The following is a 21,100-nucleotide window of genomic DNA, read 5'->3' on the forward strand; positions in this document are numbered from 1 at the left end:
TGATCCAATGAATTCGGAGTGATGACTTTGCGTTCGTCATTCCGGGATGCGCCCCTTGGGGGCGCAGGCCCGGAATCCATATCCCCTGGAGGTGGTTATGGATTCCGGGCTCGCGCTGCGCGCGCCCCGGAATGACTCGGGGAGAGGGTGTGCCGGCTAACTACGCCCCCGGCAGATCCAGGATGCGCTTGGCGACGATGCCGAGCATCACTTCGCTGGTGCCGCCTTCGATCGAGTTGGCCTTGGTGCGCAGCCAAGCGCGGGCGCGGCTGCCTTCCTGGCTACGCTCGCTCTCCCACTCCAGCGCATCGATGCCGCCGGCCGACATCAGGATCTCGTGGCGGCGCTTGTTCAGCTCAGTGCCGTAGTACTTCATCGCCGACGAGAACGCCGGATGCAGTTGCCCGGCCTTGGCGAGATCGACCGTCCGCTCCGCCGCACAGGCCAGCGCCGCCTCGTCGACATCGAACGTGGCGATCTGGCCGCGCAGGATCGGATCATCGAGCCGACCCTTCTCGTCGGTGCCGAGCGAATCCGCCGCGACCTGACCGAGCGGCCGGCCGCCGTCGCGGCCGCCCATCCCGGAGATCATCGCGCGCTCGTGCTGCAGCAGATACTTCGCCACATCCCAGCCGCGGTTGATGGTGCCGACGACGTGCGACTTCGGTACCCGCACGTTGTCGAAGAAGGTCTCGCAGAACGGCGACTTGCCGGAAATCAGCAGGATCGGCTTGGTCGTCACGCCCTTCGAGGTCATGTCGAACAGGATGAAGCTGATGCCGTCATGCTTCTTGGCGGTCGGATCGGTCCGCACCAGGCAGAAGATCCAATCCGCGTAGTTGGCGTAGGACGTCCAGATCTTCGAGCCGTTGATGATGAAATCGTCGCCGTCGCTCTCCGCGCGGGTCTGCAGCGACGCAAGGTCGGAGCCGGCGTTCGGCTCGGAATAGCCCTGGCACCAGCGGATTTCGCCGCGTGCGATCTTCGGCAGATGTTCGGCCTTCTGCTGCTCATTGCCGTATTTCAACAGCGCCGGCCCGAGCATCCAGATGCCGAACGAGGACAGCGGCGAGCGCGCGCCGAGCGCGGCCATCTCTTCGCGCAGGATCTTGTGGCGCGCACCATCGAGCCCGCCGCCGCCGTATTGCGTCGGCCAGTCCGGCACCGTCCAGCCCTTGTCGCGCATCCGCTCGAACCAGACCTTCTGCGCCTCGGAGGCGAATTTGGCGTCGCGGCCGCCCCAGAAATTGTCCTCGTCGCCTTGCATCGGCGTGCGCATCTCGGCGGGGCAATTGGCCTCCAGCCAGGCGCGGGTCTCGGCGCGGAATGTATCGAGATCGGTCATGCGGTTTCCATCCACATTTGCGCCGGCGCGTTGCACGCCGGCGATGCATTTGTTGGCGGCGACCTTGGCGCGTCGCGCGGTGGAATTCAATATCCGTCTCGGGCGGCGGTCTTGCGGCGATGTGCTAGGGAACGAAGCCCCGACGGCCAAAGAGGACAACCGAGGATGCGCCTGAATCTGCTTTCGCCTAGCGAAATGAGCGCCGAGCAACGCGCCATCTATGACGAGTCCATCGCCAGCAAGCGCGGCAGCCCGCCGCCGCCGATGATGGCGTGGCTGGCGAGCCCGGAGATGGCGCGGCACGCCACACGGCTGGGCGCCTTCCTGCGCTACGACACCTCACTCACCGCGGCGGAATCCGAACTCGCCATCCTGGTGACGGCTCGGCACTGGAGCGCGCAGTTCGAATGGTACGCGCACAAGAAGATGGCACTCGACGGCGGGCTCGATCCAAAAATCATCGACGCGATCCGCGACCGCCGCACGCCGTCCTTCGACAGCGCGAAGGCCCAGGTGATCTACGACGTCGCGCGGTCGCTGCACGAAGCCAAGGGGCTGCCGCAGCCGCTGTACGACGAGGCGATGCGGCTGCTCGGCGAGCGCGGGCTGGCCGAGGTGATCGGACTGTGCGGCTACTACACCATGGTGTCGATGACGCTCAACACCTACCAGTTCCCGCTGCCCGACGGCGAGACGCCGGAGCTGTCGTAAACCAGTCCTCTGGGACACGCCGAAGACGCCCGCCCCGGATGACCATAGAAACGGTTATCTTCGCCTCAGCCGCACCATGATCAGCGCTGCAGCGGCGAACTGCAGCGCGATGCAGCCGGTGAAGGGCAGCGTGTAGCTGCCCGATGCATCGCGCAGCAGGCCGATGACACCGGGGCCGAACGCATAGGTGACCTGGTTGATCGCGGTGTTGAGCGCCACCAGGATGCCGAACGACGACGCCGGAAATTCGCGCTGGATGATCAGCGCCGGCAAGGTGATCAGATTGCCGACCGAGAAGCCGAACAGCGCGCAGGCGACCAACAAGAGCGTCGCATCGCGGGTGGAGATGAGCACACCCAGCGCCACCGCCTGGCTGGCGAACGACAGCGCCGAGACCAGACGCTGATTGAGCCGGTCGATCACCACCGACAGCGACACCCGGCCAACCACCGCCATCGCGGTCAGCAGCGACATCGCCACCGCGGCACGCTCCCGTCCGATCAGCGGATCGAGATAGGCGATCAGGTGGACGATGAACCCGACCTGCGCGAACAGCACCAGCGAAAACGCGATGGTGGCGGTCAGAAAACCGAGGTCGCGTAGCGCGCCGCTGCGGATCGCGCCGGACGACAGTGCCCGCGGTGCAGTGGCCGCCGGCGCAGCACTGGCGAGATGCGGTGGCGGCGCGACCACGATCGCGACCAGCGGCATCAGCAGCACCACCGCGGCGATCGCCGCCGTCGTGGTCGCCCCGGTGAACCCGAGCGCACCGATCAGTGCCACCAGCAGCGGCACGCCTGCGATGCCGCCGAAGCTGGCGCCGTTCAGCGCCAGGCTGATTGCCATGCCGCGGCGCTGGTCGAACCACAGGCCGAGCGTGTTTGTGATTGCGCCGAGACTGGTGCCGGCCCACCCGACCGCGAGGATCGCATCCACCGCATAGAGCTGCCACGGCGCATCGATCCGGCCAAGCAGCACCGTGCCGAGCGCCATCGCCGCAATGCCGCCGAGCAGGCAGGCGCGCGCGCCGATGGCGCGGATCACATCGCCGACGAACGCCACCAGCAGCGCGCCGGCGAGATAGAAGAAGGTGGTGGCGGTCGCGATCTGCGACGATGGCCAGCCATGCAGTCGGGCCAGTTCGGCGAGGTACACGCTCTGGCCGTAGAAGCCGAGCCCCCAGCCGAAGGTGGCGACGATGAAGCACACCACGACGATCCGCCAACCGTGATAGCGGAACGAGGTCTCGTCGGGAGAGGGAGCGGTCACCATCGGCGGCGGCGAGCGCGGCCGGTCGCACGCGACGGCATTGCTTCACTCCCTGTCCCGGCTTGAGGCCGGACGTGTTGTTGCGCGGCTCAGACGCCGCGATCGGATAGTTCGCTGGCGGCGTCAGCCACCCGTTTCCGGACTTTCGACCAACCGGTGATTGCCAGCACGATCAGGCCGAGCAGCACCGGCGGGAACACCGCGAGATTCACGGTGGTCCAGCCGTAGTTCGCCAGCAGCTGGCCGGACGAGAACGAGCCGAGCGCCATCAGGCCGAAGATGATGAAGTCGTTGAACGCCTGCACCTTGTTCTTCTCGCTCGGCTGATGCGTCTCGAGCACCAGCGCCGAGGCGCCGACGAACGCCAGATTCCATCCGACGCCGATCACGAACAGCGTCGCCCAGAAGTGCGGGGCAGTGACGCCGAGCAGGCCGATCGACGCGCCGAGCGCTTCCAGGATCAGGCCGGCCGCGACCACGCGCGGCGCGCCGAACTTGGCGATCAGCGAGCCGGTGACGAAGCTCGGCGCATACATCGCCACGATGTGCCACTGCAGGCCGAAATTGGAATCGCCGACGCTCAGCCCGCACATCTGCATCGCCAGCGGTGCCGAGGTCATCACCAGATTCATCATCGGATAGGCGATCGCGCCGCACAGCGCCGCGGCGATGAAGCGCGGCTGCCGCACGATTTCCAGCAGCGGCCGGCCGCCAGCCCGCTCGGCCGGCTTCGGCTTGGGCGCATCGACGCCCCACAGCACCGCCATCGCGATCAGCGCGATCGCCGCCTGCACCACATAGGAGAATGCGAACAGAAAAGGCTGCCAGACATCCATGGTCCACTGCACGAGCTGCGGACCGAGCACGCCGGCGAACACGCCGCCGGCCATCACCCACGACACCGCCTTCGGGCGATAGGCGGCGCTGGCGCCATCGGCGGCGGCGAACCGATAGGACTGCGACACGGCCGCATACAGCCCGCCGATGAACGTCGCGATGCAGAACAGCAGGAATGAACCGTAGAGAATTGCGACAGCGCCGAGCACGCCGGTGAGCGCGCCGCAGCCGGTGCCGATCATGAACGAGACGCGGCGGCCGTAAACCCGTGCGATCCAACCGGTCGGCAGCGTGCCGGCAGCAAGGCCGAGCACGTACATCGACAGCGGCACGGTCGCGAGCGACATCTCCGGCGCGAGCTGCGCGCCGATGATCGAGCCGGTCGCGAAGATCACCGCGGCGTTGGCGCCGGTCAGCGCCTGCGCCGCGACCAGCCGCACCACGTTGGAACGGGCACGGGCATCGTCTTCGACGATGTCGTTGGCCGTCGCATCGACCATCGGCAGGGATTCTCCTCGCACCGGCTGACGACGGCCGGCGATTGCGCGCGCATCATAGGGCCGGGCCGGGCGTGATCAACCCGCCGCGCCGCCGGCTGCGGCATGGCCCCTGCCCGGTTTCGCCCGTACAAACACCAGGATCAGGTTGTTGGCCGGCATCTCGACGATCTCGCTCAGCGCCAGACCGGCGCCGGCCGCGAGCTTTTCCAGGTCCGCAACATCGCGGACACCCCATTCCGGATTGGCGTCGCGCAGGCTGGTGTCGAACACCGCATTGCTGAGCGCGGTGTGCTTGCCGTCCTGCTTGAACGGTCCGTACAGCACCAGCATGCCGTCCTGGCGTAGCAGCCGTCCGGCGCCGGCCAGCAGCCCTTCGGCGACGCGCCACGGCGCGACGTGGACGACGTTGGCGCAGAACATCGCCAGCAATGGCCCGGGCTCCGCCCCGTCGGCCGGCGCCACCGACCAGGTGGGATCGGCCAGGTCGATCCGCTGCGGCGGCCTTAGATTGGGCAGCGCCGCATGGGCGCGCCAGGCGGCAATGCTCTTGAGGTGGTGGTCGTTGACGTCGCTCGGCCACCACACGATGTCCGGATGCTCGCGCGCCAGCGCTGCGATGTGCTGGCCGGTGCCGCTGCCGGCTTCGAGCACGTCGCCCTGTCGCCCGGCGAGCAGCCGGGCCAGCACGGCGCGGATCGGCGCATCGTTGCGATGAAACGCGGCGGCATCGAGCCGGCCGTCGGGTTCGACCCGCCGCCCGTCCTTGCCGAACTCCACCACGAACTCCGCCATCACCACCTGCCGCATCCACTATCGTGCGAGGTGTACAGACCCGGCTGTTACACGCAAGTCACAGCTCGTCACAATCCGACCACGATTGCACCTGTTCGCCGCCATGGGCGAATTGACTCGCCAATTCCGCGACTTCTAATGGCGATGACGGTTCCCGAGAGGGATGAAAAGGGAATACGGTGCGGACGCAGACACTTTCGCGTTCTAGGCCGTAGCTGTTCCCGCAACTGTAAGCGGATCGTCTTTCGTCGGATGCCACTGGGAACCTCGGTCCTGGGAAGGCGACGGAAGATCAACTGCGAGCCAGGAGACCTGCCGTCATTCGTGGTCACACGCGAAGTTGCCGGCCGGGAATTGCAGGCATTGTCTTCACCGCTTTCGAAAAGCTCGGTGAGACCTCGTTCGCTGTGACGTGCCACAGACGTCAGCCGAGGTTGAACCTTATGCAATCCCGACCCGCCGCGCCGCGGCCTTGCTCCGCACTCTCACGCGCGCTTCTCGCTTCCACCATCCTGGTGCCTGCACTTTCGCTCACCACGCCTGCCGCCGCGCAGGACGTGCTGCCCGAGATCGTGGTCAGCGCCACCGCCACCGAAACGCCGCGCGAGCAGGTGGCCAGTTCAGTGACCGTGATCACCGCGGACGATCTCGCCCGCTATCAGCAGCGCACCGCCGCCGACGCGCTCAGCATGGTCCCCGGCCTCAATGTGGTGCGCACCGGTGGCCCCGGCGGCTCGACCGCGATCTTCATGCGCGGCACCAACTCCAACCACGTCAAGGTACTGATCGACGGCATCGACGCCGGCGATCCGAGCAAGCCGAACGGCGCTTATGATTTCGCCAATCTGCTGACCTCCGACATCGAGCGGATCGAAGTGCTGCGCGGCCCGCAGAGCGGTCTGTATGGCTCGGACGCGATCGGCGGCGTGATCTCCGTCGTCACCAAGCGCGGCAGCGGGCCTGCCAAGCTGACCGGCTCGATCGAAGGCGGCTCGTTCGGCACCTTCAACCAGACCGCGCGCGCCGCCGGCTCGCAGGACAATTTCGACTACGCCTTCAACGTCGCGCATTATCGCACGACCAGCCTGCCGGTGACGCCGCTCGATCTGCTGGCGCCGGGCCAGCAGCGCAACAACGACAACTACGACAACCTGACCTATTCGACCCGGCTCGGTGTCCGTGCCAGCGACGAGCTCACCTTCAACTACGTCGCCCGCTACACCGACGCTCACAAAGGGTTCACCGGCGACGATTATTCGAACTATCCAAATTCTTTCCCTGCATCGCTGCAGAGCACTATGGCAAGCCGCGATTTCCTAACCCGCAGCGAAGCGGTGTGGTCGCCACTCGGCAACTTCACCAGCACGTTCGGGGTCAGCTACAGCAACCAATGGAACCGCACGTTCGATCCCAATCCAAATTTCACTACCAACCTCATCACCGGTACCGCCGGGATCTCGCCGCCAAGCTCGTACACCGGTGAACGCACCAAGTTCGACTGGAAGGGCGTTCTCGACGTCGGCTACGGGCAGAAACTGGTGGTCGGCACCGAACGCCAGGACGAGACGATCCGGACCAATTCGGTCGGCGACTACGACTTCGCCGGAAATTATCAGCAGAAGACGCTCCATGCTCGCACCGGCAACACCGCAGGATTCGTCGAACTGCAGTCGGAGTTCACCAAGAACTTCTTCCTGGTCTCCAACGTGCGCTACGACGACAACGACAGCTTCGGCGGGCACTCGACCTGGCGTGTCGCGCCGGTGTTCATCGTGCCGACCCTCGAGACCCGGCTGAAGGCGACCTACGGCACCGGCTTCAAGGCGCCGACGCTGATCCAGCTCTACGTCAACAATCCAGCCTATGCCACAGTCGGCAACCCGGCGCTGAAGCCGGAGACCAGCAAGGGCTACGACGTCGGCTTCGAGCAGCCGCTGTTCGCCAACCGCGTCGTTTTCGGTTCGACCTACTTCAACAACGAGATCAACGATCTGATCAACTCGACCGGTTACGACGTCACGCTCGGTGGCTACAGCTACAAGAACATCGGCATGGCGCGCACCTCGGGCGTCGAGTCGTTCGTGTCGTGGCAGGCGACCGAGACGCTGCGCTTCCGGGTCGACCACACCTATACGCACGCCATTGACCAGACCACCGACCAGAAGCTGCGGCGGCGTCCCGACAACAAGGTGACGATGGCGGCGATCTGGAATCCGGTCGAGCGCGCCACGGTGTCGGCGACCGTGCTCTACACCAGCTCGTGGGTCGACTACGACCGGTTCGGCACCACGCTGCTCGACGCGCCGTCGTTCACCACCGTGAACCTGGCGGCGAGCTATGAGGTCGATCCGCACGTCACCGTGTTCGGCCGCATCGACAACCTGTTCGACAAGAAATACGAGGTGCCGGTCGGCTTCCTGCAGCCCGGATTCGGCGCTTTCGCAGGCGTCCGCGTCACCAACTAGCGATCATCGCGCTCCGCCGCCGCACAAGTCGGCGGCGGACGCCATGTTCCCCGCACACGGGCTCATGCGCGAAACCAATGTCGAAGAGCCTCCGAATGCCGAAAGGCTGTTCGGAGGCTTTTTTCGTGCTATCACGCCGCCTCCCGAATTGAATGCAATTGAACTGGAAGAATGACGAACGACGACGATCACCGCGCTGGCAGCGCCGCTGAAGGCGACGGCGGCAAGACCGAACGCGACGCCGCGGCAAAAGCGGTCCTGGACAACATGGCGCGCCTGCGCGCTCTGCGGCTCGCCCGCGAAGCTGCGATGCCGCAATCGGCGACATCGAGCAAGACCAAGCGAACCAGAACGGCGGCCTCCCCCACCAAGCGAGGCACCAAGAAGGTCGAAGACGACAAGCCGCGCCCCTTGTCTGAATGGCTGGCCGACCAGCAGAGCTCAGGTCGGCGAACCTGACGCGACGCAACGCATCGCACTGCGGCATCGCACGATGCGAAAATTGCGTGCGGGCTGTGACGAACCAGTCTAATCTTGGATGGTCGTCGCAGTTGAACTGAGCTGACAACAACGCTGGCCGCGTGTGCGCCTTCGGACCACCCGCGCCGGCCATTACGGAACCGAGAGCCAATGATCGGCTTCCTACGCAAGCGGTCCAAGGCCGCTGCTCCCAAACGCGACAAGAAATCCGGCAATAACGAGGGGAAAGGCGAAGCCAAGCCCACGCCGCCGAATCCCGCGCCTGCCCCGGACGATGATCTGTACGAGACCGGCGACATCTGCGCGCCGTCCCGCGATCGCGACGACTATACCAAGGATCTGTAACAGGCAGGCGCCACGCACGAGTCGGCGCATCAAGCCTGTTGACCAAATCCTCGATCGATCCGCGCCAGCGCCGCCGCATCGAGCAGATGATCGCCCCAGCCTTTTGCCGCCAGCGCTGCGGCGCGACTTGGCTGGCCGAGCAGGATTAAAGCCGTTGCGGCCACCGGCACAGCACTGCACCAATCCTGCCGCGCGGGGGTCAGCTCCTCGGCACTGCCCGCATAAGGCGGCTGCCGCAGCATCAGTCGCGCGCACTCCCGCATCACGTCACGCCGCGTGCCACCACCCAGCGCGCAGCCGAGCAGCACCTGCATGCCGAGATGGCTGCGAACACCCTCCCGCGACGGCGCAGCCGCAGGCGGATGCTCGCCCAGGGACAGGCGCAGCAACAGATCGACGAGGTCGAGCCCCGCAAGCTGCGCACTCATCGGCTCGACCAGCCGCGGATTGCAATCGATATAGAGCGGCCGCGCATCGTTCGCCGGCCGGATCAGATCGAACGACAGCGCGCCGTGCCAGCGGAGGGCGGCGCCGATCGTGGCGACGTCTTGACGAATCTCATCGCTCCGCATGCTGAGCTTACGCGCCGGTCCGCCGCCCGCCCCTGATGCGACCTGTCGATAGGCGTGCAGCGCCAGCAGTGCGCCACGATCGAACACCGCCTGGGCATGCTCGATCCGGCCCGCAACGAAGTCTTGCATCAACACCTCGCCGGCAAATCCATCGGCCGCGACCAGCTCACGCACCGCCCGATCGAGCGTCGCTTGATCGATCACCCGCCAGACGCCGCGGCTGGCGGTGCCGACCGAGGTCTTGATCACGCAGGGAGCGCGCGCCGCCTCCCGCAGTTCGGCCTCCGAGGTCACGATCCGGGTCGGCGGCTGCGGCAGACCGAGCGATTCCAACAACCGGCTGAAGCCGGCCTTGGTCACCGCGGTGCGGTAGCTGGCATACGGCGGCAGTGCCACGCCGGTTTGCGCTGCGATGCGGTCGGACGCGCGGGCGAACACCAAGCCCTGCTCGTGGATCGGCAACAGCACATCGAACCGGCGCGTCGCCAGCAGGTCCGTTACGAAACCGAGATAGCCGGCGGGATCGCGGCGCAGCGGCGGGCAGCGATGCACCGCACGCACGAAGCGCGAGAACCTGCCGAGGCATAGCGGCGATGGATCGCAAATCTCGACGTGATGTCCGGCGAGGCCGAGCACGGTGATCGCCTGGCGTGCCGAGGTGCTGCCGCCCTCGGACAGCAGCACACGCAGCCGGCGATGTGCGGGAGTAATCATCGCGTCGCCACTGATACTCCCTGATCCGATCGGGAGGGCAGTCTAGCAGCACTTAGTCCGCTTCACGAAATTTGTGCAGATGCGAGCGGCCTGCGCTGCTACGTCACCACGTAATTCAATTGAACCGCAGCGGTTCTCGTGAGACCGTAAGCAAGATCGCACCGCAAACAACAAGCTCGGGCGATCGACCTTCAGCCCGCACCGCAGAGTGCGGCTTTCAACGAGAGGAAACGCATTTGTCCATTCGCACCTCGCTCCTCCTGGCCAGCGCTCTCGCGCTCGCTGCAGCTCAGCCTGCTTTCGCCCAGAAACAATACGGCCCCGGCGTCACCGACACCGAGATCAAGATCGGCCAGACCATGCCGTATAGCGGCCCGGCTTCGGCCTATGGCGTGCAGGGCCACGTCGAAGATGCGTACTACACAATGGTCAACGCCAAAGGCGGCGTGAACGGCCGCAAGATCAAACTGATCAGCCTCGACGACGCCTATTCGCCGCCCAAGACGGTCGAGCAGACCCGCAAGCTGGTCGAACAGGAAGAGGTGCTGGCGATCATCGGCACCATCGGTACCCCGACCAACACGGCGATCCAGAAATATCTCAACGCCAAGAAAGTGCCGCAGATCTTCATCTCGACCGGCGCGGCGAAGTGGGACGATCCGAAGAACTTTCCATGGACCACGCAGCTGTATCCGCCCTACCAGATGGAGGGCATGATCTTCGCGAAGTATCTGTTGAAGAACAAACCCGACGCCAAGCTCGGCGTGTTCTCGCAGAACGACGACGCCGGCAAGGACTACGTCAAGGGCCTGAAGGACGGGCTTGGCGACAAGGCCAAGACCATGATCGTCAAGGAGGTCACCTACGAGGTCACCGATCCGACCGTCGACTCCCAGATCGTCGCACTGAAGGCATCCGGCGCCGACACGCTGTTCACGATGGCGACGCCGAAGTTCGGCGCGCAGGCGATCCGCAAGGTGCACGAACTGAACTGGAAGCCGCTGAACTTCGTCGTCAGCGTGTCGAGCTCGATCAAGGGTGTGCTCGAGCCCGCCGGCAAGGAAGCCTCCACCGGCCTCCTGACCGCACTGGCGGCGAAGACGCCGACCGACCCGCGGTTCGAGAACGATGCCGACGTCAAGGAGTTCAAGGACTTCCTCGCCAAGTGGTATCCGAAAGGCGACATCGCCGACGGCTCCACCGTCACCGGCTACATCTCGGCCTATATGACCGTGAAGGTGCTGGAGGCCTGCGGCGACAACCTGACCCGCGACAACTTGCTGAAGCAGGCCACCAACATCAAGCCGACCGCGGCGCCGCTGCTGCTGCCGGGCATCAAGATCTCGACCCGCCCTGACCGCTACGCGCCCTACACCCAGATGCAGATCGCGCGGTTCGACGGCAAGAGCTGGGTGCCGGAAGGCGAAGTGTTCAACACCGACGCAGCGAGCCAGTAAGCCTCAGCAGCCCAACACATAAACGACGTCATGGCCGGGCTCGTCCCGGCCATTTCCGTTGTTGGATCATTTAAAGTGGTGAGGGCGCCGAAACTCGGCTGGCCAGAGATCGAACTCAAGCCGGCTTGCGCAGTCCGAGAGACACCGGCTCGGCGCTGCGCAGCAGCCTTGACCGTTCGGTGTTCGGCCACAGCAGTACCAGGCCGGCGATGCCCGAAACGATCAGCACCGCGCCGTTGATGGCGTAGCCGACCACGTAACCGTGCAGCAGCGAACTGGCGTGCTGCAGCACGCTGCCCATCACCCAGGGCGCGATGATCCCCGCCAGCGTGTACAGCGCGCCGTAGATCGCGATCGCGGCGCCGCGCTGCGACACCGGGGCGAACTCGGCGATCATCGGCGGACACACCACGTAGATCGAGCCGCACAGGCCGGAGCCGACCACCAGGGCGACGATCTGCGCAACGGGACTATCGATATAGGGCAGCATCAGGATGATGGCGCCGCCGACCAGGAGCGGGGCCGCACCGAGCACGCCGCGCGCCATCCGGCTGGAGACGCCGCGCTGCATCAGCCGCTGCGACAGCCAGCCGGTGAACAGAACAACGCAGGCGCCGAACACCCACGGCGTGATCGAGATCAGCCCGGCCTGATGCTGGCTGAACCCCAGCCCCTGGATGATGAAGGTGGTGAACCAGGTCAGCCCGAGCGACAGCGCCCAATAGGCGCCGAAGGTCGCCAGCACGCAGCCGATGAAGGTGCGCGAGGTCAGCAGCCGCGCGTAGGGAATTCGCACTTCGGCCGCCGCGACCGTCGGGCTCGGCACCAGCGGTCCTTCTTTGCCGAGCGCGAGCCACGCCACCGCCCACATCAGCCCGACAATGCCGAGCGCCGCGAACGCGTAGTGCCAGGAGTGATTGACGATGATCCAGTTGAGCGCCGGCACCGCCAGGATCACGCCGAACGCCGAGCCCTGCGACAGGATCGCGGTCGGCAGCGTGCGCTGATGATCGGGAAACCATTTGTAGATCGCATGCGCCGCGACCGAGAACGCCGGTCCTTCTCCGGCCCCGAGGATGATCCGGCAGATCACGAAGGTGGCGAACGAGACTTCGCCAACCATCGGAAACTGCGCCACCGCCCACACCAGCGCCAGCGCCAGCAGCACCCATCGGGTCTCGACGCGATTGACGACGAAGCCGACGACGATCGCGGCGATCGAAAACAGGAAGAAGAACGACGAGCCGAGCAGGCCGAATTGTTCGGGCGAGAGCTTCAGCTCCTGCATGATCGGCACGCCGGCGAGACCGACGACGATCTTGTCGGCGAAGTTCACCACCATGAAGAGAAACAGCAGGAAGGTGATCCTCCAAGCACCCTGCGGCGTCGGCTGCGCGGTCACGGCGTGCTCCCTGGATCGTGTTTGATGGCGCGCTTAGTGCGAACCTGTTGCAATGCTGCCGCTGTTCCCGCGCGAATGCAATCCAGGATTCGCTGCCGCCGCGCTTACGTGCATCGCAACCTTGTTTGCGGCGCAGCAGCGCGTCGTCTTGAGTGGTCGGCGCCGCGCCCCATATCCTCCAAGCCAATGACGACAGACTGGAAGGCAAGAATGACCGGATCGCGCCGGCGCGTGCGACGCGCTGTGATCGCCACGCTGCGCGGACTGCGCCCATGCTGATCGTCTCCGGTCTCACCAAATCCTATGTGTCCGGCCAGGACCGCGTTGCGGTGCTGCGCGGCGTCGACCTCGCGGTGCAGCCGGGTGAGAGCGTGGCGCTGACCGGGGAATCCGGCAGCGGCAAGTCGACCTTGCTGCATCTGATCGCCGGCCTCGATCAACCCGACAGCGGCGCCATCACTTTCGGCGACGCGACGATCTCGACGATGCCGGACGCCGAGCGCGCCGCCTTCCGCCGCGAGCGGCTCGGCCTGGTGTTTCAGCAGTTCAATCTGATCCCAAGCCTGACGGTCGCCGACAATCTGGTATTCCAGGCCCGCCTCGCCGGCTGCCATGATGAGGCGTGGCGCAGCGAGCTGATCGAGCGGCTCGGGCTCGGCGCCTTACTGAAGCGCTACCCGGAGCAACTCTCCGGCGGCCAGCAGCAGCGCGTTGCGATCGGCCGCGCGCTGGCGATCAAGCCGCTGCTGCTGCTCGCCGACGAGCCGACCGGCAATCTCGACGAAGCAACCGCCGACGACGTGCTGGCGCTCGCCACCGATCTGGTCCGCCGCACCGGCTGCGGCTTCCTGATGGTGACGCACAGCGAACGTCTCGCCGGCATGCTCGACCGCAGGGTGCATCTGCACGCGGGGCTGATCCATTGAGGCGCGCGCTGTGGATCCTCGCCGTGCTGCTGAGCCATTGGCGACGGCATCCGATGCAGCTCGCGACCTTGGCGATCGGGCTGATCTCAGCGACTGCGTTGTGGAGCGGCGTGCAGGCGCTGAACGCGCAGGCGCGCCTGAGCTACGACCGCGCCGCCGCGGCGCTCGGCGGCAACCGCACCGCGACGCTGGTGGCGCGTGACGGCGGCAGCTTCGCACAGCAACTCTATGTCGATCTGCGCCGCGCCGGCTGGCAAGTATCGCCGGCGGTCGAAGGCGCCATCCGGCTGAGCGGCCGGTCGCTGCGGCTGCTCGGAGTCGAGCCGCTGTCGCTGCCGGTCGAAGCCCGCACCGCGCCGGCGCTCGGCACCGGCGACCTGCAGGGCTTCATCCTGCCGCCCGGCCAGACGCTGATCGCGCCGGAGACGCTGCGCGAATTCGGCCTGGCCGAAGGCGCCACGCCCGAGTTGCCGAACGGCCAGCATCTGCCGCCGCTGAAGCCGCAGGCGGAGATCGCACCCGGCGTGCTGGTGGTCGATATCGGCCTTGCGCAGAAGCTGCTCGACATGCCGGACCGGTTGTCGCGGCTGCTGCTCGGCAGCAAGCAGGACGGTTCGCGTCCGCCACTGCGCGACATTGTCGGCGATAGACTGCAGCTGGATCAGCCGGATGCCGCCACTGAACTCGAGCGCCTCACCGACAGCTTCCACCTCAACCTCACCGCCTTCGGGCTGCTCTCATTTTTGGTGGGGCTGTTCATCGTCAATTCGGCGATCGGGCTCGCGTTCGAGCAGCGCCGCCCGATGCTCCGCACCTTGCGGGCCTGTGGCGCCTCGGCACGGCAGCTCAATGCCGTGATGGTGATCGAGCTGTGTCTCATCGCCCTGCTTGCCGGCCTGATCGGGCTCGTTTGCGGTTATCTGATCGCCGCGACGCTGCTGCCCGACGTCGCCGCCACCTTGCGTGGTCTATACGGCGCGCAGATTCCCGGCGAGCTGTCGCTGCGGCCGGAGTGGTGGCTGGCCGGCATCGCCATCAGCATTCTCGGCACCATCGCGGCGGCCTCCGCTGCGCTGGTCAAGGCGGCACGGCTTCCTGTGCTCGCCGCCGCGCAGCCTTACGCATGGCAGCAGGCGCAGTATCACTGGCTGATCGTGCAGGGCGCAGCCGCGCTCGCGGTGTTCGCCGCCGGCTTCGGATTCCTTTGGTTCGGCGACTCCCTGCTGTCGGGCTTTGCGGTGCTGGCCGCGATCCTGCTCGGCGCCGCGCTCGGACTGCCGGCGATCCTCGGGCTGGTGCTGGCGCTCGGCGAAAAGCTGGCGCGCGGGCCGCTGACGACGTGGTTCTGGGCCGACAGCCGGCTGCAGCTCTCCGGCCTGTCGCTGGCGCTGATGGCGCTGCTGCTGGCGCTCGGCGTCAATGTCGGCGTCGGCACCATGGTCGAGAGCTTCAGCCGCACCTTCCAGCGCTGGCTCGACGGCCGGCTCGCCGCGGAGGTCTATCTCAATGCGGCCACCGATCAGCAGGCGACCGAGATCAGGGCTTGGCTGAAAGAACGTCCCGAAGTCAGGTCTATGCTGCCCGGTGCTCGCGCCGAGGTGAAGCTGCAGGGCCAGCCGGTGGAGCTGATCGGCTTCGCCGACGATGCGACCTATCGTGATCACTGGCCGCTGCTCGAGCACGCCACAGACGTCTGGGACCGCGTCGCACGCGGCGATGCGGCGCTGGTCAGCGAACAGCTGTGGCGCCGGCTCGCCGTCAAGCTCGGCGACCGCATCGTAGTGCCGAGCGACCGCGGCCCGTGGCCGGTCGAAGTGGTGGGGATCTATGCCGACTACGGCAATCCGCGCGGCCAACTCGGCGTCGCGTTCGGCGCGCTGGTGACGCATTTTCCCGATGTGGCCAAGACCAGGTTCGGGCTGCGGGTCGATCCTGCAAAAGTGCCCACGCTGATCGCCGACCTGCGCAGCAGCTTCGCGCTCGGGGAGCGCAGCCTCGCTGATCAGTCGACCCTGAAGGCGATCTCCAAGCAGATCTTCAGCCGCACTTTCGCAGTCACCACCGCGCTCAACGCCTTCACGCTCGGCATTGCCGGCGTGGCGCTGCTGACCAGCCTCCTGACGCTGGGTGCCTCGCGGCTGCCTCAGGTCGCGCCGCTGTGGGCGATCGGCATCACCCGCCGCCGGCTGGCGCTGATCGAACTGACGAAGACGCTGGCGATGGCGGCGATCACCGCGCTGGTGGCGCTGCCGCTCGGGCTGATGGTGGCGTGGTGCCTGATCGCGGTCGTCAACGTCAAAGCGTTCGGCTGGCGGCTGCCGTTCGAGGTATTTCCGTTCGAACTGGCCAAGCTGGTCGGCGTCGCTCTATTGGCGACGCTGTTGGCGGCGGCGCTGCCGATCCTGAAGCTGATGCGGATGCAGCCGGCGCGGCTGGTGAAGGTGTTTGCCGATGAGCGCTAGAGGCCGGATCAGCCGCCGCATCTTCACCGGCGGCCTTGTTGCCGCATCTCTCGCCGCACCGCGGGCATGGGCGCAGGGCTTTGCCGGCCTCGGCAGCGATGCCGGCGGATTTGCTCCTGTGGTGCCGGGCCGCACGCTGGCGTTTCCCGACGATCATGGTCCGCATCCGGATTTCCGGATCGAGTGGTGGTACCTCACGGCCAATCTGAAGGATGCCGCCGGCAACGCCTATGGGGCGCAGTGGACCCTGTTCCGCCAAGCCATGACGCCGGGCCCGCAACGCAGCGGTTGGGCCAACCAGCAGATCTGGATGGCACATGCCGCCGTCACCAGCGCCGACATCCATCGTTTCGCCGAGAAGTTTTCGCGCGGCGGGGTGGGCGTGTCGGGAGTCGAGGCCTCGCCGTTCAAAGCCGTCATCGACGATTGGGCGATGCAGGGCGATCCATCGCTGGTGCCAGCGAAGCTGTCGCCGCTCACGGTGACCGCGCGCGGCACCGATTTCAGCTACGCATTGCGGCTGAGTGCCGATCGGCCGCTGGTGCTGCAGGGCGACAACGGCTACTCGCGCAAGTCCGAGCGCGGTCAGGCGTCGTACTACTACAGCCAGCCGTATTTCACCGCCTCCGGCACGCTGACGCAGGACGGCCGCTCCATTGCGGTCGAGGGATCGGCCTGGATGGACCGCGAATGGTCGAGCCAGCCGCTCGCTTCCGACCAGACCGGCTGGGACTGGTTCTCGCTGCATCTGTCCTCCGGCGAGAAGGTGATGCTGTTTCGGCTGCGGCAGCGCGAGGGCAGCAATTACTTCGCCGGCAATTGGATCGGCGCCGACGGCCGCTCCATGCCGCTGTCACCGGATCAGATCCGGCTCGAACCGCTCGGCGTCACCACGATTGGGACGCGCCAGGTGCCGACACGCTGGCGCGTGGCGGTCGCCGGGCATGACCTTGCGATCGAGACCACGCCGCTCAATCCGAAAAGCTGGATGGGGACCAGCTTCCCGTATTGGGAAGGGCCGATTGCGTTCAACGGTAACCGGAGCGGCTTCGGGTATCTTGAGATGACCGGATATTGAGTTCAAGCTGCGCACAACCGGCGGCCATCAAGCCGGGCAAGAACGAACCTAGTCTGGGAGCCCTTGGATGTTTCATTACACCACGATCGCCACCCTTCTGGCGTTGATGTTCTATTTCTACACCTCGGTGCAGGTCGCGCGCGCGCGCATGCTGTATGGCGTCAAGGCGCCGGCGATTTCCGGCCACCCGGATTTCGAGCGGGTGTTTCGCGTGCAGGCCAATACGCTGGAATGGATGCCGATCTTCCTGCCGTCGCTGTGGCTGTTCGCGTACTATCTGAGCGACGCCTTCGCGGCCGCGGCGGGCGCGGTGTGGATCATCGGGCGGATTCTCTACATGCTGGGCTATGCCGAAGCCCCCGAGAAACGCGGCCTCGGCTTTGCGGTGCAGATGGTGGCGACCGCCTTTCTGTGGGGCGGTTCGGTGTACGGCGTGGTGCACCAGATGTTGGGGGCTTGAACATCCTGCGTCACGGACGTCATGCGCGGGCTTGACCCGCGCATAGCCGGCTCCCTCTCCCGCTTGCGGGAGAGGGGTGGGGTGAGGGCGCCCCGGGCAGTGAGTTATCGATCGCTGAGAGGAGTGCCCTCACCCGGATCGCTACGCGATCCGACCTCTCCCGCAAGCGGGAGAGGTCGCACAACGCTCGGCGCAACCTACTCAAGGCAAAGCCGGCGCCCCTTGCGGAGCGCCGGCCTTCGCTTCAGATGCCCGATAAGCGCTTACTTGGTGAGCGGGCAGCCGCTCTCGGCCGCGGTGGGGAATGCCTTGTCGCCCGGCACGGTGGCGAGCAGCTTGTAGTAATCCCACGGCTTCTTCGATTCTTCTGGCTTCTTCACCTCGAACAGATACATGTCGTGGACGAAGCGGCCGTTGGCCAGCACCTTGCCGGACGCGAACGCGTCGTCGACCGGGAGTTCCTTCAGCTTCTTGGCCACCGCATCGGTGTCCTTGGTGCCGGCGGCCTTCACCGCCTTCAGATAGGACAGCGTCGCCGAATAGGTGCCGGCCTGAATCATGCTCGGCATCCGGTTGGTGCGCTTGAAGAAGCGCTCGGCGAACTCACGCGATTTGTCGTCGCGATCCCAATAATAGGCTTCGGTCAGCACCAGACCCTGCGCCGCCTTGAGGCCGAGACCGTGCACTTCGGCCAGCGTCATCAACAGACCCGCCAGCTTCTGGCCGCCGGCGACGATGCCGAATTCGGAGGCCTGCTTGATCGAATTGGCGGTGTCCAGGCCGGCATTGGCGAGACCGACCACCTTGGCCTTCGATGCCTGCGCCTGCAGCAGGAACGAGGAGAAGTCCGACGAATTCAGCGGATGCCGCACCGAGCCGAGCACCTTGCCGCCGCTCGCCAGCACGATCTCACTAGTGTCCTTCTCCAGCGCGTAGCCGAACGCGTAGTCGGCGGTGAGGAAGAACCAGGTGTCGCCGCCGGCCTTCACCAGCGCGCCGCCGGTTCCGACCGCGAGCGCATGGGTGTCGAACGCCCAATGGAACCCGTAAGGCTGGCAGGCATCGCCGGTGATGCGCGAGGTCGCGGCGCCGACCACGATGTCGATCTTCTTCTTTTCCTTCGACAGATCCTGGATTGCCAGCGCCACCGACGAAGTGGTGAGCTCGGTGATCATGTCGACGCCGTCGACGTCGTACCATTTGCGCGCGATCGCCACGGCGTTGTCGGGCTTATTCTGATGGTCTGCGGAGATAAGCTCAATCTTCTGCCCGAGCACTTCGCCGCCGAAATCTTCGACCGCCATCTTGGCGGCTTCGAGCGACCACTTGCCGCCGTAGTCGGCATAGACGCCGGACTGGTCGTTGAGAATGCCGATCTTGACGCCCTGCGCCGAGGCCGGCGTGACGGCGACGAGGGCAGTCGCCGCGAGCGCGGCGGAAAGAAGTTTGAGTTTCATGGCGTGCCTCCCAGTGTTTTGGTTGGCGCGCAGCTTAGTTAGGAAAATTGCCGCTGCCCAGCGGATTGTTCAGCAGTGGCAATCGTTAGATACCGTCGAATTTGTAAGCCGCTTGCAAGAAAGTTCCATAGCGCTCGGTGCGCGCCGGCTGGGTCTGACAGGGACACTCCGTGCCGAAGATATTGGTGTAGGCGTTGGTGGTCGCCCACATCGCCCAATACCGCGCACCGGCGCCAACGCTGAAAGCGCTGTTCAATTGATACGACAGGATGGCTTCGAGCTGGACGCCCTGCCCGATGCCCTGCGAGGGCGAGACCTTATCGGAGGCATCCGTCCGCAGCAGATGCGTGTCGGTTCCGAAGGTCTTCACATAGGGCAGATAGGCCGCATCGGCCGAGAGCTTGAACCCGCGGCCGAGCCCGAACTCGCCGTTCAGGCCAACCCGCAGCGAGTGCCAGGTGTCGTTCTGGGTGATGCCGAGAACCGTAGCCGAGATCGGCTGCGCGCAAACCAGCGACGTAGCGCCCGCGGTCTGCACACAGCCATAGGCCGATTTGTTCTCGCGATAGTAATTGTAGCCGACGAAGCCACCGAATTTGTGGTCAGGTCCACGCAAGAGAGTGTAGCCGACATCGAGCGTCGCGTAGGCGATGCTGCCCTTGACCGGATCCGACAACGTATTCGAATAGGGGATATGCTTAGGGGCGATCCAGTCCTCGTCGTTCATATGTCCACTCAGCAGGGTGCCGCCGCCGGCGAAGCCCTTGAGGAAGGTATCGTAGGGACCATCGACGCGACCGAATGCCTCGCCCGATGCCGCGGTGCTTTGATAGGTCAAACGCGAGATCAGGACATTCTGAGTGCCCTGATCGACCGTCGCGCCGAGATCCTTCTGGAAGCGCCCAGAACTGTACCAGACGCGACCGCCGACCTCGACCGCGCCGCGCTCGACGACATCGACACCGGCCTGGGTGCCGCGCAGATGATAGTCGTCGAAGCGTGCGTCGACATCGCCGCCGAATCTCAAATTGAGGCCGACCTTTACCGCATGCAGGTCCTGCTCGACCTTGCTGGTGCCGGGCGGCGTGGCGAAAAGACCGACGCCTGGCACCAGCCGTTCGCTGCCCGGCGTCGCCATGTCACGGCTGCCGAAATCGGCGTAGTTGTATTCGAGCTTCACCGACCAGGCCGGCGCGAGCGCCCGTTCGATGCCGGCACCGACGGTCCAGCCCCAGCGACCGTCATCGAGGGCGGTCGAATTGCCGAGCGGATAGCCGACGGCGATGTCGAGCCGTTCACTCAGGAAAGCCGCGCCGCCTTTGGCGTAGAGCAGCGTGCGGCCGGCGGGGCCGGTGATAAATCCGGCACGGCCGATCAGCGTCGCAAGTGCATCCTGGCGGACGCGGCAATTGGACGAAATGAATAACCCCGACGACGCCATACAGGTGTTGGTGCCCTTGGCGTTCATCGAACTGAGATCGGCCTCGACGCCGATCAGCCAATTTGCGTTCGGCTGATAGTTGTAGCCGACCTGGATGCCGGCAAGTGCCGCCGGGCTGCGAACGCTGCCGCCGTAAAGACCAGGGCCGGCAGGGTCGCTGAAGCTCGACGAACCGAAGCTGCCGCCGACATGCACGCCCCAATACAGGCCGGCCCAATTCCACGACACCGGTGCGACCGGCATCAGCGGAGGAAAGCGCGGCATGTCGGCCGCTGCGACCGGCGAAACTACCGTCGCGAGCATGGCAGCGGCAACAAGGACTCGACTCATGGCAACACACTCTGCTCGGCACAACGACGCCGAGCAGAGTGCGCGCCAGGGATTAAA

At 65.8% G+C, this 21,100-nt stretch carries 17 protein-coding genes and 1 riboswitch; of the genes, 9 read left to right on the forward strand and 8 right to left on the reverse strand.

The genetic code is table 11. The features are described 5' to 3' along the window. Positions 1-160: 160 nt before the first annotated feature. Positions 161-1,345, reverse strand: a complete 1,185-nt coding sequence (locus VRZ08_RS17470; protein WP_414533326.1) for an acyl-CoA dehydrogenase family protein — start codon at positions 1,343-1,345, stop codon at positions 161-163. Positions 1,346-1,510: 165 nt separating this feature from the next. Between VRZ08_RS17470 and VRZ08_RS17475 the strand changes: the two genes are divergently transcribed. Then, positions 1,511-2,056 carry a carboxymuconolactone decarboxylase family protein gene (locus VRZ08_RS17475; RefSeq protein WP_414533327.1) on the forward strand — a complete coding sequence of 182 codons (546 nt, stop codon included), beginning with the start codon at positions 1,511-1,513 and terminating at the stop codon, positions 2,054-2,056. Between the two features lie 54 nt (positions 2,057-2,110). Here VRZ08_RS17475 and VRZ08_RS17480 read toward each other — a convergent pair whose 3' ends face one another. The 3 genes from VRZ08_RS17480 to VRZ08_RS17490 form a co-directional block, all read right to left on the reverse strand. Next, positions 2,111-3,328 (reverse strand): MFS transporter, encoded by a 1,218-nt coding sequence (locus VRZ08_RS17480; RefSeq protein WP_414533328.1) that lies wholly within the window; start codon positions 3,326-3,328, stop codon positions 2,111-2,113. A gap of 86 nt (positions 3,329-3,414) precedes the next feature. After that, complete coding sequence (locus VRZ08_RS17485) at positions 3,415-4,662, reverse strand: MFS transporter (protein ID WP_414533330.1); 1,248 nt, start codon at positions 4,660-4,662, stop codon at positions 3,415-3,417. Positions 4,663-4,737: 75 nt separating this feature from the next. Then, a complete protein-coding gene (locus tag VRZ08_RS17490) occupies positions 4,738-5,454 on the reverse strand; it encodes a DUF938 domain-containing protein (RefSeq protein WP_414533383.1) in 717 nt (238 codons plus the stop codon). A 131-nt stretch (positions 5,455-5,585) separates the two neighbouring features. Continuing rightward, positions 5,586-5,789: riboswitch (cobalamin riboswitch) on the forward strand. A gap of 180 nt (positions 5,790-5,969) precedes the next feature. Between VRZ08_RS17490 and VRZ08_RS17495 the strand changes: the two genes are divergently transcribed. The 3 genes from VRZ08_RS17495 to VRZ08_RS17505 all read left to right on the forward strand — a co-directional run bounded on the left by VRZ08_RS17495 (position 5,970) and on the right by VRZ08_RS17505 (position 8,744). Continuing rightward, positions 5,970-7,919: a TonB-dependent receptor plug domain-containing protein gene (locus VRZ08_RS17495; protein WP_414533331.1), complete on the forward strand. Its 1,950-nt coding sequence runs from the start codon at positions 5,970-5,972 to the stop codon at positions 7,917-7,919. Positions 7,920-8,090: 171 nt separating this feature from the next. Then, positions 8,091-8,378: a hypothetical protein gene (locus VRZ08_RS17500; RefSeq protein ID WP_107346332.1), complete on the forward strand. Its 288-nt coding sequence runs from the start codon at positions 8,091-8,093 to the stop codon at positions 8,376-8,378. Positions 8,379-8,549: 171 nt separating this feature from the next. Continuing rightward, entirely contained in the window at positions 8,550-8,744 is a 195-nt protein-coding gene (locus VRZ08_RS17505) for a hypothetical protein (protein WP_414533332.1), read from the forward strand. A gap of 29 nt (positions 8,745-8,773) precedes the next feature. Here VRZ08_RS17505 and VRZ08_RS17510 read toward each other — a convergent pair whose 3' ends face one another. Beyond that, positions 8,774-10,030, reverse strand: a complete 1,257-nt coding sequence (locus tag VRZ08_RS17510) for a hypothetical protein (protein WP_414533334.1) — start codon at positions 10,028-10,030, stop codon at positions 8,774-8,776. Between the two features lie 236 nt (positions 10,031-10,266). Between VRZ08_RS17510 and VRZ08_RS17515 the strand changes: the two genes are divergently transcribed. After that, positions 10,267-11,487 (forward strand): ABC transporter substrate-binding protein, encoded by a 1,221-nt coding sequence (locus VRZ08_RS17515; protein ID WP_107357314.1) that lies wholly within the window; start codon positions 10,267-10,269, stop codon positions 11,485-11,487. A 115-nt stretch (positions 11,488-11,602) separates the two neighbouring features. Here the strand turns inward: VRZ08_RS17515 and VRZ08_RS17520 are convergent, their stop codons facing one another. After that, positions 11,603-12,829 carry an MFS transporter gene (locus VRZ08_RS17520; RefSeq protein ID WP_414533384.1) on the reverse strand — a complete coding sequence of 409 codons (1,227 nt, stop codon included), beginning with the start codon at positions 12,827-12,829 and terminating at the stop codon, positions 11,603-11,605. Positions 12,830-13,161: 332 nt separating this feature from the next. Between VRZ08_RS17520 and VRZ08_RS17525 the strand changes: the two genes are divergently transcribed. From VRZ08_RS17525 to VRZ08_RS17540, 4 genes are all read left to right on the forward strand, one after another. After that, on the forward strand, positions 13,162-13,815 hold the full coding sequence (locus VRZ08_RS17525; protein WP_414533335.1) for an ABC transporter ATP-binding protein: 654 nt from the start codon (positions 13,162-13,164) through the stop codon (positions 13,813-13,815). After that, entirely contained in the window at positions 13,812-16,277 is a 2,466-nt protein-coding gene (locus tag VRZ08_RS17530) for an FtsX-like permease family protein (protein WP_414533336.1), read from the forward strand. Before VRZ08_RS17525 ends, VRZ08_RS17530 begins: the two co-directional genes overlap by 4 nt. After that, positions 16,267-17,355, forward strand: a complete 1,089-nt coding sequence (locus VRZ08_RS17535) for a lipocalin-like domain-containing protein (protein WP_414533337.1) — start codon at positions 16,267-16,269, stop codon at positions 17,353-17,355. Before VRZ08_RS17530 ends, VRZ08_RS17535 begins: the two co-directional genes overlap by 11 nt. A gap of 67 nt (positions 17,356-17,422) precedes the next feature. Beyond that, complete coding sequence (locus tag VRZ08_RS17540) at positions 17,423-17,815, forward strand: MAPEG family protein (RefSeq protein ID WP_107346339.1); 393 nt, start codon at positions 17,423-17,425, stop codon at positions 17,813-17,815. A gap of 263 nt (positions 17,816-18,078) precedes the next feature. Here VRZ08_RS17540 and VRZ08_RS17545 read toward each other — a convergent pair whose 3' ends face one another. Both VRZ08_RS17545 and VRZ08_RS17550 read right to left on the reverse strand, forming a co-directional pair. Then, a complete protein-coding gene (locus VRZ08_RS17545; RefSeq protein ID WP_264053720.1) occupies positions 18,079-19,272 on the reverse strand; it encodes an ABC transporter substrate-binding protein in 1,194 nt (397 codons plus the stop codon). 85 nt (positions 19,273-19,357) lie between these two features. Beyond that, on the reverse strand, positions 19,358-20,977 hold the full coding sequence (locus VRZ08_RS17550) for an outer membrane beta-barrel protein (protein WP_414533338.1): 1,620 nt from the start codon (positions 20,975-20,977) through the stop codon (positions 19,358-19,360). Positions 20,978-21,100: the final 123 nt, after the last annotated feature.

This window comes from Rhodopseudomonas sp. G2_2311 (genome assembly GCF_047501505.1).
Classification (GTDB): domain Bacteria; phylum Pseudomonadota; class Alphaproteobacteria; order Rhizobiales; family Xanthobacteraceae; genus Rhodopseudomonas; species Rhodopseudomonas palustris_H.

Excerpts from the sequence above, each read along its gene's own strand:
- VRZ08_RS17545 (WP_264053720.1), bottom strand. The coding sequence starts at position 19,272 with ATGAAACTCAAACTTCTTTCCGCCGCGCTCGCGGCGACTGCCCTCGTC.
- VRZ08_RS17505 (WP_414533332.1), top strand. The coding sequence starts at position 8,550 with ATGATCGGCTTCCTACGCAAGCGGTCCAAGGCCGCTGCTCCCAAACGC.
- VRZ08_RS17510 (WP_414533334.1), bottom strand. The coding sequence starts at position 10,030 with ATGATTACTCCCGCACATCGCCGGCTGCGTGTGCTGCTGTCCGAGGGC.
- VRZ08_RS17470 (WP_414533326.1), bottom strand. The coding sequence starts at position 1,345 with ATGACCGATCTCGATACATTCCGCGCCGAGACCCGCGCCTGGCTGGAG.
- VRZ08_RS17525 (WP_414533335.1), top strand. The coding sequence starts at position 13,162 with ATGCTGATCGTCTCCGGTCTCACCAAATCCTATGTGTCCGGCCAGGAC.
- VRZ08_RS17540 (WP_107346339.1), top strand. The coding sequence starts at position 17,423 with ATGTTTCATTACACCACGATCGCCACCCTTCTGGCGTTGATGTTCTAT.
- VRZ08_RS17490 (WP_414533383.1), bottom strand. The coding sequence starts at position 5,454 with ATGGCGGAGTTCGTGGTGGAGTTCGGCAAGGACGGGCGGCGGGTCGAA.
- VRZ08_RS17550 (WP_414533338.1), bottom strand. The coding sequence starts at position 20,977 with ATGCCGCGCTTTCCTCCGCTGATGCCGGTCGCACCGGTGTCGTGGAAT.
- VRZ08_RS17485 (WP_414533330.1), bottom strand. The coding sequence starts at position 4,662 with ATGGTCGATGCGACGGCCAACGACATCGTCGAAGACGATGCCCGTGCC.
- VRZ08_RS17520 (WP_414533384.1), bottom strand. The coding sequence starts at position 12,829 with ATGGTGGTGAACTTCGCCGACAAGATCGTCGTCGGTCTCGCCGGCGTG.
- VRZ08_RS17475 (WP_414533327.1), top strand. The coding sequence starts at position 1,511 with ATGCGCCTGAATCTGCTTTCGCCTAGCGAAATGAGCGCCGAGCAACGC.
- VRZ08_RS17480 (WP_414533328.1), bottom strand. The coding sequence starts at position 3,328 with ATGGTGACCGCTCCCTCTCCCGACGAGACCTCGTTCCGCTATCACGGT.
- VRZ08_RS17535 (WP_414533337.1), top strand. The coding sequence starts at position 16,267 with ATGAGCGCTAGAGGCCGGATCAGCCGCCGCATCTTCACCGGCGGCCTT.
- VRZ08_RS17500 (WP_107346332.1), top strand. The coding sequence starts at position 8,091 with ATGACGAACGACGACGATCACCGCGCTGGCAGCGCCGCTGAAGGCGAC.